The organism is Paraburkholderia sp. MM5384-R2, assembly GCF_014201025.1.
Taxonomy (GTDB): domain Bacteria; phylum Pseudomonadota; class Gammaproteobacteria; order Burkholderiales; family Burkholderiaceae; genus Paraburkholderia; species Paraburkholderia tuberum.
Genome location: NZ_JACHDI010000038.1, coordinates 24,236 through 42,511, shown reverse-complemented (window position 1 = coordinate 42,511; position 18,276 = coordinate 24,236). Strand labels below are relative to the sequence as shown.

Here is an 18,276-nt window from a genome sequence, read left to right as displayed (position 1 = left end):
TGAACCCGACAGGTGCCGTGATGGAGAAGAACGACGCAGCCGGTTTGCTCCCTATGCACGGCGTTCAGCCGCGTTCCGAGGAAACGCTCGATCCGGACGATTGGACCGCGCTGCGGACACTCTCGCACCGCATCGTCGACGATGCGGTCGACTACCTGCGCGACGTGCGCAGCCGGCCAGTGTGGCGAAGCATGCCCGAGGGCGCCAAGGCCTTGTTCGGGCAGGCGCTGCCACACTCGGCGTCATCGGCGGAAAGTATTTATCACGAGCTTGGCGAGAATTTGATGCCCTATCCACTGGGCAACGTACATCCTCGCTTCTGGTCCTGGTATATGGGGGCAAGCAACTTCACCGGCGCACTGGGAGACTTCCTGGCGGCAATTCAGGGTTCCAACCTGGGTGGCGGCAATCATGCGGCGGCTTTGATGGATCAGCAGGTCGTCAACTGGTGCAAGGAGATGGTTGGCTTTCCAGTTTCCGCCAGCGGCACATTGGTCAGCGGCGGCTCGATGGCAAATATCATTGCCTTGACAGTGGCCCGCAATGCGAAGGCTGGAGTCGACGTGCGCGAGCTTGGTGTAGCCGCCATCGACCGACCGTTGCGATTTTATGGCTCGGATCAGATGCATAGCTGCCATCGTAAGGCGATGGAGTCGCTAGGCCTGGGAAACGCGGCGTTGCGGCGGATCCCGACAGACGCGGCGCTGAGAATCGACGCCGCCGCTCTGCGGATTGCGATCGCAGAGGACCGGTCAGCGGGATTTCAGCCTGCTTGCGTGATCGCAACTGCGGGGACAGTCAATACAGGTGCGATCGACGATCTGATGGCGCTGGCGGATCTGGCCGCTGAAGAGGACGTCTGGTTACACGTAGACGGATGCATCGGCGCGCTGCTTGCGATCGCACCCGACAATTCATATCGCGTCGCGGGCATTGCACGCGCTGATTCGATCGCCCTCGATCCTCACAAGTGGCTGCACGCTCCGTTTGAGGTCGGCTGCGCCCTCGTTCGCGACGCTGCGGCGCATCGAGGCGCATTCGCGGTGACACCGGAATATCTGCAACCAACAGCGCGCGGAATTGCTTCGGCCCCCTGGCTCTACGAGTATGGATTGCAGACGTCCAGAGGTTTCCGTGCGCTAAAAGTCTGGATGGCTCTAAAAGAGCATGGAGTCGAGAAGTTCGGCCGTCTGATCGACCAGAACATCGCGCAGGCTCGCTACCTCAGCGACCTCATCGAGTCCGAGCGACACCTCGAGTTAGTCGTGCCAACCGACATCAACATCGTATGCTTCAGATATCGACCGGAGGAGATGGAAGAGGCAGCATTGAAGGCGCTTAACATCGAGATCATGTTGCAGCTTCAGGAAGCTGGCATCGCTGCCTTGTCCGACACAACGGTGCACGGCGTGCATTGCCTCAGGGTCGCGATATGCAACCACCGAACCAGCAAGGACGACCTGGATCTGCTGGTCAAAGAAATCGTTCGACACGGACAGCGGATTTTGCAAGGTTGGCAGAACCCAAAGGAGCCAGCATGAACATAAGCAATGCGAGCAGAATAATCGGCGCAATGTTAATTACGGCCATCGCGAGTGGCGCGGCCTATGCGAACGCGCAACAAGGTATGAGCGCGACGGCCGGCGCGGTCGCACAAAGGGTGGCGGCCTCGGGCTCACCGCCTCGACCCAGGCCGGATACTTCGATAGTTCGTGACGTTCGCCGCGCCCTCAGGCGTGTACCGGATATGGATGATTCAGAGATTCACATCAGGGCGAGCCACGGCGTCGTCACGCTCACCGGATCGGTGCCGGAAAGCTGGCAGATCTCGCGCGCTGGCAATGCAGCAAGATCAGTGCTCGGAGTCAAGTCAGTGACGAACAGATTGACAGAGCGAAAGAGCGATGCAGCAAGCATTGAGCAACGTCTCGCGGCATCGGCCGGATAGGCTCGATGTTATTTTCATCACTTCGGCGTAGACGATGCTCTACTCAGCTCGCTGCATTTAGCCCTTCACGCGTTCCGATCGCGGATCGTACGGCGCCCTGAGATGCACGGTTGCCATCACCTGTTCGCCCGCCACGTCGATCGTATAGCGGCCTTGCGTGAGCCACGCGGCATCGGCGGCACCATCGGCACGGTTCACGAAACCCATTGCAACCGGACATCGCAATGTATGCCCAAACGCGGCTGAGGTTACCGCCCCTACCGGCTTGCCGTCGCGCAAGATTGCTTCGCCACCCCACAGCATCAGATGTGCGGCGCCGTCGACCGTCAGGGTAACGAGACGCCGGCGCAGCGGCGCCTCGCGCAGACGCAGAAGGGCGTCGCGACCGCGGAAGGCGATGTCCTGGTCGAGCTTGCAGGCGAACGCCAGGCCTGCCTCGAAGGGATTGCAATCCGGCGAAAGCTCGCGGCCCCAGGCCCGATAGCCTTTTTCGATCCGTAGCGATTCGATCGCGTAGTAACCGGCGTTGACGAGGCCGAACGGCTCGCCAGCCGCGCGCAAGGTCTCGTAGACGCCGACCGCGAATTCGACCGGCACATACAACTCCCAGCCCAACTCGCCTACATAGGTAAGGCGCGTCGCCCGCACCGTCGCGTAGCCGATGTCGACTTCGCGGCTCTGGCCGAACGGGAACGCCCCATTGCTCCAGTCCGCCTTCGACACGCTTTGCAACAGCGCGCGAGCGTGCGGCCCCATCACGGCGAGCACGGCGTACTGACTCGTGACATCGACCAGCACGCAGTGGCGCTCGGGCGCGATCGCCTTCTCCAGATAATCGAGGTCGCGCGTTGCCTGCGCCGAGCCCGTCACGATCAGGTATTGGTCGTCGGCGAGGCGAGTCAGCGTAACGTCCGATTCGTAGTTGCCGCGCTCGTTCAGCACACCGGTATAGACGGTGGTGCCGGGCGGCACGGCGACGTCATTCGCTACGATGCCTTGCAGCACCGCTTCGGCGTCGCGTCCCTTGACCAGCAGTTTCGCGAACGAGCTCGTGTCGAAGAGGGCGACCCGCTCGCGGCACGCGCGGTGCTCGGCGCCGCTCCACGGCAGCCAGTTCTGCTGGCCGAACGCGTAGTCGATGCGCGCAACGCCTGGGCTCGGTGCGAAAAAGTTTGCGCGCTCCCAGCCCATCTTGCTGCCGAAGCACGCGCCGTCGTCGCGCAGCAGCGCATACAAGGGCGAACGCCGGAACGGCCGCGCCGTATCGAGCTCGCGGTTGGGCCACGGCATCGCGTAATGCAGGCCGAGCGTTTCCTTCACACGGTCGTGCAGCCACGTGTCGTTGCCATTGAAACGCGCAAAGCGGCGGATGTCGACGGGCCACAGGTCGATGGTCGGCTCGCCGGCGACGATCCACCCGGCGAGCGCCATGCCCGCGCCGCCCGCCGACGCGATGCCCATCGAGTTGAACCCGGCGGCCACGAAAAAGCGGCGCAGTTCCGGCGCTTCACCGAGGATGAAGTTGTTGTCCGGCGTGAACGATTCGGGCCCGTTATAGAACTGCCTGACCTGCGCGGTTTCGAGCGCCGGCACGCGCACGAGCGCGTTTTCCATCAGGATCTCGAACTGGTCCCAGTCATCCGGCAGAAGCTGAAACTCGAAGTTCTCGGGGATGCCCGCCATGCCCCACGGCTTCGCGTTCGGCTCGAAGCCGCCCATCACGAGGCCGCCCACTTCCTCCTTGAAGTAGATGTAGCCGTCCGGATCGCGCATCACGGGCAGATCGCGATGCACGCCGGCGATCGGCTCGGTGACGATGTAGTAGTGCTCGGCCGAATGCAGCGGCACCGTGACGCCGCACAGCCGCCCGACCGCCTTGGCCCACTGGCCTGCGCAGTTGACGACGATATCGGCGTGCAGCGTACCTTCGGCGCCGTCCTTGCGGCGCCATGTGACGCCGCAGGCCTCGCGGCCCTGACGCGTCGGGCGAGTCTGCACTGCGGTGATGCGAACGTTTTCGACGATACGTGCGCCGCGTATGCGTGCCCCACGCGCGAGCGACTGGGTCAGATCAGTCGGGTTCGCCTTGCCGTCGCCCGGCAGCCAGACCGCGCCGAGCAGATCGTCGGTGCGCATCACCGGCCACAGTTCGCCGGCCTCGCGCGGCCCGATGACTTCGCAGGCAACGCCGTAGGCGCGGGCGACGGCCGCAGTGCGCTTCAGTTGCGTCATGCGTTCGGCGGTGCGCGCGACCGACAGCGAGCCGCACTGCTTCCAGCCCGTGGCGAGACCCGTCTCGGCCTCGAGCTCCGCGTAAAGCTTCGTCGAGTAGCGGATCAGTTTCGTCATGCTTTCCTGCGCCCGCAACTGCCCGACGAGACCGGCCGCATGCCAGGTGGTGCCGCACGACAGATACCCCTGTTCGAGCAGCACGATGTCGGTCCAGCCGAGCTTCGTCAGGTGCCAGGCAACCGAGCAACCGACGATGCCGCCGCCGATGATGACGACACGAGCATGGCTTGGGATTTCCGTGGACATCGATGGACCTCGCCGTGGAAGTGTGTGGCAATGTGTGGAAAACACTGTTGGCATAGACTGCAACAAAACGCCGCAACAAACAACATCCATAGGCCGATGACACATGACTGGAACCTGTGGGACGCCTCGGACCTTGTTTTTTCGAGTGGTGGCTCCGGGTAATCTGACCTCAATAAAACTCCAAATTACGAGGAAATGTGTGTTATTTTGTGGCGTTGTGGCGGTCGAATCCTGACCCACCCTTACGCGTCGCGCCCCTTTTATTTTTGTCGCCTGATCGCTTATGTATCCGTTGCTGCGTCGTGCCGAAATTTTGCGGATCGCCCAGGCGCAGGGCACCACGTCGATCGCCCAGCTCGCACAGGCGCTCGCCGTATCGGACGAAACGATCCGACGCACCGTCAAGCCGCTCATCACGGAGGGCCTGCTCGTCAAGGTGCATGGCGGCGTGATGCTGCCCAGCCATCTCGAAGAGTCGCCGTTCCGGCGGCGTATGCACGAGCACCGGGCGGAAAAAGAAATCGTCGCGCAGCAGATTTGCCAACTGGTGCAAGACGGCGATTCGCTGATCCTCGACAGCGGTACGACCTGCACGCACATCGCCCAGGCGCTGCGCAGCCGCTCACGGCTCACGGTGATCACCAACTCTGCCGCCATCGCCAGCCTGCTCGCGCAGCACAACGGCAATCGCGTGTTCATGGCGGGCGGCGAGCTTTGCGCGGACGACGCCGCCGCGCTCGGCGAGCCGGTGCTCGCCTACATCCGGCAGTTTCATGTCAAGTACGCAATCGTCTCGGTCACGGCCGTCGATGGCGCGGGACGCTTGATGGACGCACAGCCCTGGGATGTCGAGTTCACGCGTGCCGCGTTCGGGCAGGCGCGGCAGCGGGTCGTCGCCGCCGTGCACGCCAAGTTCGAGCACAGCGCGCTAGTGCGCGCGATGGACGCCGACGAGATCGACATGCTGGTCACCGATGCGCCGCCAGACGCGCACTTTGCGCAGATCTTCGCCGCGGCAGGCGTCGAGGTGCGCTATCCGGGCAGCGCGGCCGCGCCGATGACCGTTGCGCCCGAAGCGGAGCCGACGCCCCCGCGCGGTCTGCCCGACGCGACTTGCCATCCATCCAGCGGCGCCATCGCCGACGATGCGCACGGAGAGCCACACCATGCTCGATAACCGGTCAGCTGCGCCCGTGCCCGCTTCATTGCACCCGAACCGGCGGCTCGCGATCAAGCGCATCGACTATCGTCCGCGCATGCGCCGAACAGCGCTGGGAAATCACCATCGCCAATAGCCACAGCTAACATGTCGATGACGCTTCCCGTCTTTTTCGCCGTGCTGTCGGCCGCGCTTCTGCATGCGGGCTGGAACGCGGTGATCAAGGTGCGGCTCGATCCTTTTCTGGCGATGACCCTGCTGTGCATCGCCTGCGGTCTCATCGCGCTGCCGCCGCTGGTGTTCATAGGGCTCGCTCGTCCAGCTTCGTGGCCTTGGGTGGCTGCATCGGTGGTGCTTCATTTCGGTTACTACGTGTGTCTGAGCGAGGCATACCGTCGCGCCGACATGAGCCAGATCTACCCGATCGCGCGCGGCTCCGCTCCGCTGATCACCGCCCTCGTCTCCGTCACGATATTGCGCGAGACGATGAGCGCGGGCAGCGTCGCGGGAATCGTGCTGCTCGGCAGCGGCGTCTTGCTGCTGTCGCTGCGCGGCCGCCATCACTCCGCGTCGGAAAACCGTGTCGCGCTCGGCTTCGCGCTGCTCACGGCGCTGACGATCGCGGGCTACACGGTCGTCGACGGCGTGGGCGCGCGCGTCGCCGGCAACCCCAACGCTTATGCGGCGACGCTGTTCGTCTTCGATGCGTTACCGATGCTGGCGCTTTGCCTCTATCGCTACGGCCCGGCTGGCATGGCACCGATGCGGCGTTTCCTGCTGCCGGGTTTCGCGGGCGGCGCGATGTCGCTCGCGGCGTACTGGATCGTGATCTGGGCGATGACGCGCGCTCCCATCGCCCTCGTTGCGGCAGTGCGCGAGACGAGCGTGGTATTCGCCGGTTTCATCGCCGTGTATGTGCTCAACGAGCCGTTCAGCCGCGTGCGCACCGCGGCCGCTACTTTGACGGTGGCCGGCCTTGCGCTGATGCGGCTTTTCTGAGCGCAGGCTCCACCTCCCAATGCGGGTTTGTCCCGAGCGGAGGCGGCTTTCCCATATCCATCGCGGACTTCGCCATCCTCCGGGCGGGATTCCGCGCGTCCTAGACGAATGCGGCAATTTGTGGCATCTTGAATGTTTTTGTTGCACCTTCTAGAGTGGGTCTCACGCACCGACGCAGCACTCAAATCGACCCGCAAGGAGACATCGATGACCGGTTCCACGTATGCATCGCCGGCTTGTTCCGAAACTGGCGATCCGCTGTTGCTGACACCAGGCCCTTTGACCACGTCGCGCACCGTCAAGGCGGCGATGGTTCACGACTGGGGCTCACGCGACGCCAACTTCATCGAGATCAATCGCTCGGTGCTCGCGCGCCTTGCCGCGATCGCCAATGGCGCGCACGACTGGGTGACGGTGCCGATGCAGGGCTCGGGCACCTTCGCCGTCGAGGCGATGCTCACCACCTTCGTGCCGCCCGCCGGCGAGGTGCTGGTGCTGATCAACGGCGCGTATGGCAAGCGCGCGAAGCGCATCCTCGAGATAGCTGGCCGCAAGAGCGTCGTCCACGAAACGGCCGAGGACACGCCGCCCGATCTCGCCGAGATCGACAAGATGCTGTCCGCCACGCCATCGATCACGCATGTGTTCGCCGTCCACTGCGAGACCACCGCGGGCATTCTCAATCCGATCGCGCAGATCGGCGCACTCGCGGCCCGCTACGGCAAGAGCTATCTGGTCGATTCGATGAGCGCGTTCGGCGCGTTGCCGCTCGACGTCCAGACGATGCATATCGATGCGCTCGCCGCGTCGTCGAACAAGTGCATCGAAGGCGTGCCCGGCCTCGGCTTCGTGATCTGCCGCCGTGAGGCGCTCGCCCGCACGCAGGGCAACGCGACCACGCTCGTGCTCGATCTGCACGAGCAGTGGACCAACCTCGAAAAGACGAGCCAATACCGCTTCACGCCGCCGACGCACGTGATCGTCGCATTCCATCAGGCGCTGGAGGAATTCGACGCCGAAGGCGGCGTCGCGGGGCGCGGCGCGCGCTATCGCAACAACTGCCGGATTCTCGTTGAAGGCATGCGCGCGCTCGGCTTCAAGCCGCTGCTGCCTGAAGCGCTGCAGGCTCCGATCATCGTGACCTTCCACATGCCCGCGGACCCGCGCTTCGAATTCCAGCGCTTCTACGACCGCCTGAAGGCGCGCGGCTATGTGATCTATCCGGGCAAGCTGACCGTCGCGGATTCGTTTCGCATCGGCTGTATCGGCCGGCTCGGCGAGCGCGAGATGCGCGCCGCGCTCGGCGCGATCGGCGAGGTGCTCGATGAGATCGGCGCGAGCCGGCCGCTGGCGAAAACGGCATGAAGGGGGACACCATGGTTACGCAGCAAGACACCGTGCTGAGCATCAACGGCCGCGACTATCGCTTTCCGTCCGAGCCGATCGTCGTGATCTGCCTCGACGGCTCGGAGCCCGCCTATATCGAGGAAGCCGCGAAGGCCGGACACGCGCCGCATCTTGCGAAGCTGCTGCGCACGGGCACGAGCCGCATCGCCCAATGCGTGATGCCGAGCTTCACGAACCCGAACAATCTGTCGATCGTGACGGGCCGTCCGCCGAAGGTACATGGCATCGCGGGCAACTACTTCTACGACCGCGCGAGCGGTGAAGAAGTCATGATGAACGATGCCCGCTTCCTGCGTGCGCCGACGATCTTCGCGGCGTTCCACGACGCCGGCGCGAAGGTCGCCGTGATCACCGCGAAGGACAAGCTGCGCATGCTGCTCGGCAAGGGGCTCGACTTCACTAGCGGCCGCGCGATCGCCTTTTCGGCTGAAAAGGCCAACGAGGCTTCGCGCGCACAGAACGGCCTCGGCGACGTGCTCGCCTACGTCGGCAAGCCGCTGCCGGATGTCTATTCGGCGGGCCTGTCCGAGTTCGTGTTCGCGGCAGGCGTAAAACTGCTCGACACTTTCCGGCCCGATCTGATGTACCTGTCGACGACCGACTACGTGCAGCACAAGGCGGCGCCGGGCTCGCCAAAAGCCAACGAGTTCTACGCGATGTTCGACCGCTACGTCGGCGCGCTCGATGCGGCAGGCTGCGTGCTTGCGATCACCGCCGATCACGGCATGAACGACAAACATCGCGCGGATGGTGCGCCCGACGTGCTGTACCTGCAGGATCTGTTCGACGAATGGACCGGCAAAGGCCGCTCGCGCGTGATCCTCCCCATCACCGATCCGTACGTCGCGCATCACGGGGCACTTGGCTCTTTCGCAACCATCTACCTGCCCGAGGGGATCGGAGCGGCTGACGCAGCGGCGCTGCTCGAACAGCTGCGCCGGACCGAAGGCATCCAGCTCGCGCTGACGAGCGCCGAGGCCTGCGAGCGCTTCGAACTGCCGCCCGACCGTATCGGCGACGTCGTCGTGATCGGCACACGCGCCAAGGTGTTCGGCACGAGCGCCGCGCGTCACGACCTGTCGGGCCTGACCGAGCCGTTGCGTTCGCATGGCGGGCTATCGGAACAGAACGTGCCGCTCATCGTCAACCGCAGAACCGACTGGCCGGCGGAGCGCGCACTGCGCAACTTCGACATCTTCGATGTCGCGCTGAATCACGTAGCGCAGGGCGCCGCGGCATAACGAGCCGCTCACGACCCGCTCGCCCCGCTTGCGCGGCGGCCTGCGGGCTCCACCGATCATTGAACGAGGTATTCGATGAACGTCATGACCAAACCCGCCGTCAGGCAGGAATCGATGCGCATCGCCGGACAACACACGACCACCGATGAGCTGATCGAAGTCTTCAACCCCTACACGAACGAGGTCGTCGGCACCGTGCCCGCGGGTCGTCCCGAACACGTGCAAGAGGCGTTCGCCAAGGCGCACGCATTCAAGCCGCGGCTCACGCGCTTCGAGCGTCAGCGCATCCTGCAGCGCACGGCCGAGATGCTGAGCGACCGTAAAGAAGACTTCGCATGCCTGATCACCGCGGAGTCGGGGCTGTGCTGGAAGGATGGGCTTTACGAGGCGAGCCGCGCCTACGACGTGTGGTCGTTTGCGGCGCAGCTCACGATCAGGGACGACGGCGAGATCTATTCCTGCGATGTCAGTCCGAACGGCAGGAACCGCAAGATTTTCACCACGCGGCTGCCGCTGCTCGGCGTGATCTCGGCGATCACGCCGTTCAATCATCCGCTGAACATGGTGAGCCACAAGCTCGCACCCGCGATCGCGACCAACAACCGCGTGGTGCTCAAACCCACCGAACTCACGCCGCTCACGGCGCTCGCGCTTGCCGACGTGCTGTATGAAGCGGGCCTGCCGCCGGAGATGCTAAGCGTCGTCACCGGCAATCCGCGCGCCATGGGCGACGCGATGATCACCGATCCGCACTGCGATCTCGTCACGTTCACGGGCTCCGTGCGAGTCGGCAAATACATCGCGCAGAACGCGGGCTATCGCCGCACGGTGCTCGAACTCGGCGGCAACGATCCGCTCATCGTGATGGAGGACGCCGATCTCGACAAGGCCGCGCAGCTCGCGGTAACCGGTGCGACGAAAAACTCGGGGCAGCGCTGCACGGCGGTCAAGCGGATTCTCGTGGTGCAAAGCGTGGCCGACGCGTTTGTCGAGCGCGTGCTCGTGCATGCGAAAAAGCTCAAGTGCGGCGACCCCATGGATCCGTCCGTCGACGTGGGCACCGTCATCAACGAGGCATCCGCGCAACTGTTCGAGCGCCGCGTGGCCGACGCGCAGACCCAAGGTGCCCGTGTCCTGTACGGCGCACCGCGCGAGGGCGCGCTGTTTCATCCGACCGTCGTCGACCACGTGCCGTACGGCTGCGAGCTCGTGCGCGAGGAGACCTTCGGCCCGGTGATTCCGATCATCCGCGTGCCCGATGCGCTCGATGAAGTCATCCGGATTTCGAACTCGACGGCGTATGGCCTTTCGTCGGGCGTCTGCACGAACCGGCTCGACTACATCACGCGCTTCGTCAGGGAACTGGAGGTCGGCACCGTGAACGTCTGGGAAGTGCCCGGCTATCGCACGGAGATGTCGCCGTTCGGCGGCATCAAGGATTCAGGCAATGGTTACAAGGAGGGCATGGTCGAGGCAATGAAGAGCTACACCAACGTGCGGACCTGGTCGTTGCCCTGGGAGTGACCGGCCGCGCGACTCAGTGAAATGCTGAGCTCATCCGAACTCAATTCGCGTCAAGCTCATTGCATCTCGACGTGCTGCGCGACCTCGTGCGGATCCAGTCGCACATCTGTGCCCTCGCTTATCCGCTGCTCGAGCGCGAGGCAGCTATCGATGGCGATGCGCAGGTCGCATGAGGCAAACCACGACGCTATCGAGCGACGACATTCGCTGCGTCTCGAGCATACTGCGTGGGCGGCAGCCCGACATGACGCGTGAACGCGACGCTGAATGCGCTCGCCGAGCCGTAACCGACACGTTCCGCGATCACCGCGATGCTGACTTCGTTCCGGCGCAGCAGGCTCCTCGCGACGGCCATGCGCCACGACAACAGATACTCCATCGGTGCCACGCCGACTGCGCGGCTGAATCGATCGAAGAAAGAGGACCGTGAAAGCGCGGCGGTTTTTGCGAGTTGTGCGATCGTCCAGGGCTTGTGCGGACTCTCGTGCATATGACGGATGGCGAGCGCAAGACGGGCGTCGGCGAGGCCGCGGACGAGTCCGGGCGAGGCCCCCGTCCCCGTGGCTCGCAACGCTTCAATGAAGAGCACCTCGAGCAGTCGCGCCAGCACGACCTCGCGCGCGGGCCGCTGCGCGCGCGATTCTTCCCTCACGAGCTTGACGAGCGTCGCCAGCCTGGGTTCACCGCGCACGTGCGCGAGCCTGGGCAAGAGCGAGACAAGCAAGGCCGCATCCGGCGAACCGAACGCGCAGAGCCCCGCAAGCCATTGGGCTTCTGGCGCGACCGATGCATCGCCGAAACGAAAGCTGCCGTCGGGCAGTGCCGCGGGCGCGATATCGGAGACGTCGTCATCGTCGGGCGGGTTGATGCTCGTCATCGTGAAGCTAAAAACTTCGGGCACGAGCACGAAGTCATCGGCCTGAAGAACGAACGGCTCGCAACCATTGACGGATAGACGGAAGGAACCTTCGAGCACCACGCAATAGAACGGCTGGCCGACTTCCGTGCGGCTCGCGCGCCAGCGCCCGGCGCCGCTCAGCACTTTCGAGAACGTGGGCGTCGGCTTCAGCAATGTGACGATTTCGGCGAGCGGGTCGATCATGATCGGACGATTTCGAATGAAACCTGGACGCTCAATTGTAGCGAGTCCGGACGGTCAGGACTTATTGTGTTGGGACTGTCACCAACCACAGGATTCGACATGAAGACCGTCTTGATTACCGGTTGCTCGTCCGGCTTTGGCCTCGAAATCGCGCGTTATTTTCTGGATCGCGACTGGCGCGTTATCGCCACGATGCGCGCGCCACGCGAAGACATCTTGCCGCGCTCCGATCGTCTTTCGATTCTCGCCCTCGACGTGAAGGACCCGCAAAGCATTCGCGCCGTCATCGAAGCCGCCGGTCGGATCGACGTGCTCGTCAACAATGCGGGTATCGGTTTTCTGAACGCGCTCGAAGGAACGCCGATGGACACCGTGCGCGATATCTTCGAGACCAATACGCTCGGTACCATTGCGATGGCGCAGGCCGTGTTGCCGCAGTTCCGCGAGCGCCGCGAAGGTGTGATCATCAATGTGACGTCGAGCGTCACCTGCAGACCGCTGCATTTGCTGTCGGTCTACACCGCGAGCAAGTCCGCGGTCAACGCGTTCAGCGAATCGCTCGCGCTCGAACTGGAGCAGTTCAATGTGCGCGTGCGTGTCGTGCTGCCGGGACGCGCGCCTTCCACCCGCTTCGGCGAGAACGCGCAGGCACGTATGAAAGACGGATTCGCCGAGCCGTACGGCGCGCTCGTGGAGCAGATTTTCGCAAACTGGCAGAAAGAAACGGCCGTCACGCACGCATCGGATGTCGCCGAAGCGGTTTGGCTCGCAGCGACCGATTCATCGAGCCCGTTCAACATCCCCGCCGGCGAGGACGCTGTCGAGTGGTACAACGCGGCCACTAAATAGCACGAGTAAAAATCGCGGCGGTGAGAGCCTCGGTCCTCAGACCTGGCCGATGCCGCCGTCATTCATCAAATCCGCGCCCGTCATATAGGAACTCTGTTCGGAGGCGAGAAAGAGCGCCGCGCTGGCCATCTCCTCGGCGCGGGCGAGTCGACCGATCGGGACCATGCTCTTGTACATGCTCACCAGATCCTCGCGTGTCGCCGACTGGGAGTCGAGAATCGGGGTGTCGGTGACACCGGGGCTAAGCATGTTGACGCGAATGCCGCGATCCTTGAATTCGGCGGCCCAGGTGCGGGCATAGGAACGCAACGCGGCCTTGGTCGCCGCATAGGCGGTATGACCTGGGATGCCCATCACGTGCATGGCCGACGAAACCAGGATGATCGACCCACCACCTGTCATCATCGGCAGCAGCTTCTGCACCAGAAATACCGGGCCGCGCGCCATGAGGTTGAATGCCTTGTCGAAATGCTCAGGCGTGATGGTGTCGATCGAAGCCTGCTCGGTAAAGCCCGCGTTCGACACGATGATGTCGACGACACCTTTTTCGTCCCTGACTGCCGCAGCGACACGGTCGAGGTCATCGAGATTCGCGGCGTCGGCCTGAAGCGCGGTAACGTTGCGTCCGAGCAGTTTGACGGCCTCGTCGAGCTGGCCTTGGCGCCGACCGAAGATAAAGACGTGAGCGCCTTCGGCGACGAATCGCCTGGCGATCGCCAGGCCGATACCCGTCGTTCCGCCGCTAATAACCGCGATCTTCCCTGTGAGAGTAGACATTGAAGCTTCTGCCTGTTGGTGAATGGAAGTGACATCGTAATTGCGGCCACTTCGAATGATAATCGGCGGATTTATCATAAGATCCATTCACCGAGAGAATAGATCGCACGAGAGAAATACAATGGATCGGTTTCACGAATTGAACGCCTTCTTCGCCGTCGTTGAAGCGGGTGGCTTTTCCGCCGCGGCGCGCAGAACCGGCGAGTCACAGTCCGCGATCAGTAAGTCGATCGGCGCGCTGGAAAAGCGCCTGGGCGTGCTGCTATTCAACCGAAGCACACGCAGCGTGACCCTGACGGATCAGGGGCAGAAATACTACGAACGCACCAAGCCGTTGCTGGACGAGATTGAGGTGGCCGACAGCGAACTGACCAGCAGCACGCTGGATGTCTCGGGGCTTGTCCGGATCGCCTCTGCCTCTACGTTCGGTCGCCTGCACGTTGTTCCGCTCATTCCCGAGCTGCTGTCGCGCTATCCTGGTCTGCGGGTCGATCTCGTGTTGTCGGATTTCGTACGCGATATGGTCGAGGATCGAATCGATCTCGCGATCCGAGTGGGCTCCGTCAACGATCCGGATTCGGTCGTGAAGCGGATTGCCAGCACCCCGCTGGTCTGCGTCGGATCGCGTCGCTATTTCGAGCAATACGGTGTACCGAAGGATCCTACCGAACTCGCCAATCACAATTGCCTGCTCTACGGCGGTCTGATGGAGTCGGCAAACTGGCCGTTTCATGGGCCACGAGGCCGATTCAGCGTACCGGTGCGAGGCAACCTGTCGTCGAATAGCGTCGAGACAATACGATCGGCCGTGCTCGCGGGCGTGGGAATCGGCCTCTTCGCGAAGCTCTCGCTCGCCGACGAACTCAAGCATCCCGACATTGTGACCGTGCTGGACGACTTCATCCACGACGCCCGTGATGTAAGCATCATCTGGCCGAGGCGTCGTTTCGTGCCTGCGCGCGTGCGCCGGGTGACTGACTATTTTGCGGCTGCGCTGCCGCAGCGCTTGTAGGAGCGACGTCCGTGAACTAAAAGCTGGCTGGCGGCACTGCGTGCGTCTGAATCAGTCGATTCCGGCGCGCACTTCAAACGCCGTCCGTCACGCAATGTTCGCGAGCGGCGCGCGTCGAGTGCCTGCGTCGTTCGACATCGAATCCCGCACATGGCGCGCGAATTCCTGTGCCGCTGGCTGAACCGTCGCGGGCAATCGCAGACAGATCGCGAACGCAGGCAGTGCAGGCAAGCCGCTGACTCGAAACGTGAGCGTCTCCAGATCGGCCGGCACCGTGGAGGCGAGCCAGGCCGTGATCGCGAGGCCCGCGCGCACCGTTGCGGCGGTCGCCTCGATGTTTCCGCTCTCGAACACCGTGCGCCACGCAATGCCCTCGTCCGCGAGCGCGCCGAGCACCACCGGACGGAAAGCACAACGCCCGTCTACCATCGACAGCGGCAACGGCCGCTTCTGCCATGCATCACTGCCGCGCCCCTTGACCCACACCAACGGCTCGATGCAGACCACTTCACCTTCGGCTTCGCTTGCGACATATTCGACCAACGACACGTCGACGCGACCGCTATTCACCGCTTCGCTCAGCTCTGGCGACGCCGCGCACACCAACGAAATTTCGACGTGCGGATGCGCCTCGGCGAATGCCTTCATCGCGGGCGCGAGCCGCGTCACGAGATCGTAAGGCACGCCCACACGCAAGGCGCCGCGCAACGGCTGGCCGGTCATGTCGGCCCAGATTTCATCGTTCAGCCGCAGCAGCTTGCGCGCCTTCACGAGAAACTGCTCGCCCTGGTGCGACAGTTCCAGCCGGCGCGTCTTGCGAACGAACAGAAGGCAATCCAGCACATCTTCGAGGCGCTTCACCTGTTGGCTCACGGCGCCTTGCGTCATGTGCAGCAGATTCGCGGCGACCGTCATGCTGCCGCTATCGGCGACGGCAACGAAGGTGCGGACCAGATCGAGGTCGAGGTTTCGGCTCATCTATGCATTATGCGGCGTAATGTACCGCATCAATATTATTAGCTTTCACGATGCTTTGACGATCCGTACAGTGCAAATTCACTGATCCGAATGTGCACCGATGACCTCGATTCTGCCGCTTCTGCTCTTCGTCGCCGTCGCGACCGTGACGCCCGGCGGCGCGACCACGCTCGCCGCCGCCTCAGGCGCACGCTTCGGCTTCGTACGCTCGATACCGCTGATGCTCGGCATCGCTATGGGCCTCGCCTTGCTCGCTGCGCTCGCCGCACTCGGGCTTGGCGGTCTGCTTCTCACGCTGCCGTCGCTGCAAACGGCGGTGAGGACGCTCGGCTCCGCGTATCTGCTGTGGCTCGCGTGGCGCATCGCGCGCAGCGGGCCGCCAAACGCGAGCAATGGCCCCGTGCGCCCGGTTTCGCTCGTCAACGGTTTCCTGCTGCTCTGGCTCAACCCGAAAGGCTGGGCGATGACGGTTGGCGCGGCGGCGTCTTTCGCGCTGCTCGCAAACAGTCCGAACCGCCTCGCGATGCTGCTCGGTGCAGCGTTCGGGGTGACTGCGTGCGCGTCGCTCGCGCTGTGGTGTGCGCTCGGCGTGCTATTCGCGCGGCTGTTTCGGACGCCGCGCCACTGGCGCATTCTCAATCTCGCGATGGGTGTGCTGCTCGCCGCATCCCTCATTCCGACCTGGAGATAAGCATGTCTTCCCATCCGTTCGCCGAATCGTTCGACCTTGAAGCCGCGTTCGCCGATGTGTCGGATCATTGGTCGCCGAAAGTTGTCGCACAGGTCGACGATCAGTACGTGAAGGTCGCGAAAGTGCGCGGGCGGCTCGTGTGGCACGACCACGAGCACGAGGAGCTTGCCGAAGAACACGAGCACCCCGATATCGAGACCTTGCTGGATGAAGCCATTCGAGACGCCGGAGACGTCGGCATCGTCTGGCCGAGGTGCCGTTTCGAGCGTGCATGGCGCCTCCGCTCGAGTCGACGCTGAAAGGCGTGCTCAGTGCAGTTTGACGTGCGGCGCGGTGCTTCGACGGAGCCGATGCGCGAGGGTATTGACGATCATGCGTGCATAGCCATGCAGCGCTGCAACGTGCATCCGATACAGCGACAAATACATGAAGCGAGCAAGCAGTCCGTCCACGAGCATGCTGCCGCCGATAAGACCTCCCATCAGACTCCCTACCGCATTCGCGTGCCCGAGCGAGACTAGCGAGCCGAGATCGCGATAGGCAAACTCCGGAAGCTTTTGCCCCTCGATGCGTCGCGCAAGTGCCTTGACTAAAAACGATGCCTGCTGATGAGCCGCCTGGGCGCGCGGTGGAACGTTGCGCTCGAAACCCAACCATGGACAGGCCGCGCAATCGCCGAATGCGAATATATGGTCGTCGAGATCCGTTTGAAGCGTGCGACGCACACTGAGTTGCCCCAGATGATTGACGCTCAGCCCATCGAGCGTTGAAAGCACCACGGGTGCCTTGATGCCCGCGGCCCACACCATGAGATCCGCACGTATCGTCTTGCCGTTTTTCGTGCGGATGAGTCCGGGCGCGACCTCCGCGACCCGCTCGTCGACCATCAACTTGACATTGAGTTTGCCCAGCAGTCCGGCCGCTGCGGTGGAAACGCGTTCTTTCAACGCTGGCAGAATCCGCGGCCCAGCTTCAATGAGCACGATCCCAATGTCATGTGTGGGGTCGAGCCGATGCAAGCCGTATGATGAAAGTACCTTCGCCGTATTGCGCAATTCGGCGGACAATTCCACGCCCGTAGCGCCCCCGCCAACGATCGCGACCTGGACACGAGGCGCGTGATCGACGGGCACTCCACATGCACTCCGCTCACCGGCGTCTCGTTGTTGTTCGGCGCGAATGCAAGCTGAAATCAGGCGCTTTCTGAAGCGTTCCGCTTGAGCGACGTTGTCAAGCGCGAGCGAATTTTCCGCCGCGCCCGGCACGCCGAAGTAGTGCGTTGTACTGCCGATGGCAAGAATCAACGAGTCGTACCCGATTCGGCGCGGCGGTACCAGTGCGGCTCCGTCGTCATCGAGCAGTGGCGAAAGCAGGACCTGCCTCGAGCCACGATCCAGTCCGACAAGTTCGCCATGGATGAACTGGAAGCCGTGCCACTGAGCTTGCGCGGCGTACGCCAGTTCCTGTGCGAATGGGTCCAGACTTCCCGCTGCGACCTCGTGCAACAGGGGCTTCCAGATATGCGTCGGGTTGCGGTCGATCAACGTAACGGAGGCACGTTGCGCCCCGCTTCTTCGCCGACCACCATAACGATCGCCTAGCCTCGTTGCGAGTTCGATGCCACCCGCCCCTCCTCCCACGATCACAAAACGATGCATGAAGATTCTCCCTGGACGACGACGCGCGGTACGGAAATCCAACACAACGGTTGAGAACAACTATCGCAGAAGCCCGACGGCAGGAAAATCTCATAGTTCTGATGGTTGCCTTCAGGTTTTCTGATTGAGAGATCTCCTACTGACCTCGCCCTCAACGGCGTACTCGCACTGTCTGGAAACCCTCCAGGTTCACACGCACGATGCCCGAGACCCGACGCGCGACTTCACTTCGGCGCAGTCGGCTCGCCGCGATGGCCAGGTGCTCGAACGCACTGCTGAACGCAGTTCGGCGCCCTTCCACTCGGCGTGGTCGTCAAAGGGATGATCGTAGGTGCCGCGCTGATGGCTGGGGGTCGTTCTTCGCCAGATCTGTGGGTGATCAGGATGAAGCCA

At 63.3% G+C, this 18,276-nt stretch carries 15 protein-coding genes and 1 pseudogene; 11 read left to right on the top strand and 5 right to left on the bottom strand.

Annotated elements, in window-relative coordinates; all coding sequences use genetic code 11:
- Positions 1–20 precede the first annotated feature (20 nt).
- Positions 21–1,541 (top strand): aspartate aminotransferase family protein, encoded by a 1,521-nt coding sequence (locus HDG37_RS35030; protein ID WP_184055657.1) that lies wholly within the window; start codon positions 21–23, stop codon positions 1,539–1,541.
- Positions 1,433–1,948, top strand: coding sequence for a BON domain-containing protein (locus HDG37_RS35025; RefSeq protein WP_311541773.1), 516 nt, complete (start codon positions 1,433–1,435; stop codon positions 1,946–1,948). Before HDG37_RS35030 ends, HDG37_RS35025 begins: the two co-directional genes overlap by 109 nt.
- A 57-nt stretch (positions 1,949–2,005) precedes the next feature.
- Here HDG37_RS35025 and HDG37_RS35020 read toward each other — a convergent pair whose 3' ends face one another.
- Positions 2,006–4,486 (bottom strand): FAD-dependent oxidoreductase, encoded by a 2,481-nt coding sequence (locus HDG37_RS35020; RefSeq protein WP_184055653.1) that lies wholly within the window; start codon positions 4,484–4,486, stop codon positions 2,006–2,008.
- 283 nt (positions 4,487–4,769) lie between these two features.
- On the opposite strand from HDG37_RS35020, the gene HDG37_RS35015 reads away from it, so the two are divergent.
- The 5 genes from HDG37_RS35015 to phnY all read left to right on the top strand — a co-directional run bounded on the left by HDG37_RS35015 (position 4,770) and on the right by phnY (position 10,816).
- On the top strand, positions 4,770–5,663 hold the full coding sequence (locus HDG37_RS35015) for a DeoR/GlpR family DNA-binding transcription regulator (RefSeq protein WP_184055651.1): 894 nt from the start codon (positions 4,770–4,772) through the stop codon (positions 5,661–5,663).
- Positions 5,664–5,792: 129 nt separating this feature from the next.
- A complete protein-coding gene (locus HDG37_RS35010; protein ID WP_184055649.1) occupies positions 5,793–6,644 on the top strand; it encodes an EamA family transporter in 852 nt (283 codons plus the stop codon).
- A gap of 207 nt (positions 6,645–6,851) precedes the next feature.
- Positions 6,852–8,009 (top strand): 2-aminoethylphosphonate--pyruvate transaminase, encoded by a 1,158-nt coding sequence (locus tag HDG37_RS35005; RefSeq protein WP_184055647.1) that lies wholly within the window; start codon positions 6,852–6,854, stop codon positions 8,007–8,009.
- Positions 8,010–8,020: 11 nt separating this feature from the next.
- Complete coding sequence (gene phnA / locus HDG37_RS35000) at positions 8,021–9,292, top strand: phosphonoacetate hydrolase (protein WP_184055644.1); 1,272 nt, start codon at positions 8,021–8,023, stop codon at positions 9,290–9,292.
- A 75-nt stretch (positions 9,293–9,367) separates the two neighbouring features.
- Positions 9,368–10,816 carry a phosphonoacetaldehyde dehydrogenase gene (gene phnY / locus HDG37_RS34995; protein WP_221312248.1) on the top strand — a complete coding sequence of 483 codons (1,449 nt, stop codon included), beginning with the start codon at positions 9,368–9,370 and terminating at the stop codon, positions 10,814–10,816.
- A gap of 187 nt (positions 10,817–11,003) precedes the next feature.
- On the opposite strand, the gene HDG37_RS34990 is transcribed toward phnY, so the two are convergent.
- Entirely contained in the window at positions 11,004–11,918 is a 915-nt protein-coding gene (locus tag HDG37_RS34990) for an AraC family transcriptional regulator (RefSeq protein ID WP_184055642.1), read from the bottom strand.
- A 99-nt stretch (positions 11,919–12,017) separates the two neighbouring features.
- Here HDG37_RS34990 and HDG37_RS34985 point away from each other — a divergent pair, with 99 nt between their 5' ends.
- Complete coding sequence (locus HDG37_RS34985) at positions 12,018–12,767, top strand: SDR family oxidoreductase (protein ID WP_184055640.1); 750 nt, start codon at positions 12,018–12,020, stop codon at positions 12,765–12,767.
- A gap of 36 nt (positions 12,768–12,803) precedes the next feature.
- Here HDG37_RS34985 and HDG37_RS34980 read toward each other — a convergent pair whose 3' ends face one another.
- Positions 12,804–13,544, bottom strand: a complete 741-nt coding sequence (locus HDG37_RS34980) for an SDR family NAD(P)-dependent oxidoreductase (protein ID WP_184055638.1) — start codon at positions 13,542–13,544, stop codon at positions 12,804–12,806.
- A gap of 121 nt (positions 13,545–13,665) precedes the next feature.
- Here HDG37_RS34980 and HDG37_RS34975 point away from each other — a divergent pair, with 121 nt between their 5' ends.
- Complete coding sequence (locus tag HDG37_RS34975; RefSeq protein ID WP_184055636.1) at positions 13,666–14,556, top strand: LysR family transcriptional regulator; 891 nt, start codon at positions 13,666–13,668, stop codon at positions 14,554–14,556.
- Positions 14,557–14,643: 87 nt separating this feature from the next.
- Here HDG37_RS34975 and HDG37_RS34970 read toward each other — a convergent pair whose 3' ends face one another.
- The gene (locus tag HDG37_RS34970) at positions 14,644–15,534 is read right to left on the bottom strand and encodes a LysR substrate-binding domain-containing protein (RefSeq protein WP_184055634.1); all 891 of its coding nucleotides are present in this window, start codon (positions 15,532–15,534) and stop codon (positions 14,644–14,646) included.
- Between the two features lie 100 nt (positions 15,535–15,634).
- Between HDG37_RS34970 and HDG37_RS34965 the strand changes: the two genes are divergently transcribed.
- Both HDG37_RS34965 and HDG37_RS34960 read left to right on the top strand, forming a co-directional pair.
- A complete protein-coding gene (locus tag HDG37_RS34965) occupies positions 15,635–16,225 on the top strand; it encodes a LysE family translocator (protein WP_184055632.1) in 591 nt (196 codons plus the stop codon).
- 2 nt (positions 16,226–16,227) lie between these two features.
- Positions 16,228–16,389 (top strand): annotated as a pseudogene (locus tag HDG37_RS34960) (cupin domain-containing protein); the annotation flags it as partial.
- Positions 16,390–16,533: 144 nt separating this feature from the next.
- Here the strand turns inward: HDG37_RS34960 and HDG37_RS34955 are convergent.
- On the bottom strand, positions 16,534–17,883 hold the full coding sequence (locus HDG37_RS34955; protein WP_184055630.1) for an NAD(P)/FAD-dependent oxidoreductase: 1,350 nt from the start codon (positions 17,881–17,883) through the stop codon (positions 16,534–16,536).
- Positions 17,884–18,276: the final 393 nt, after the last annotated feature.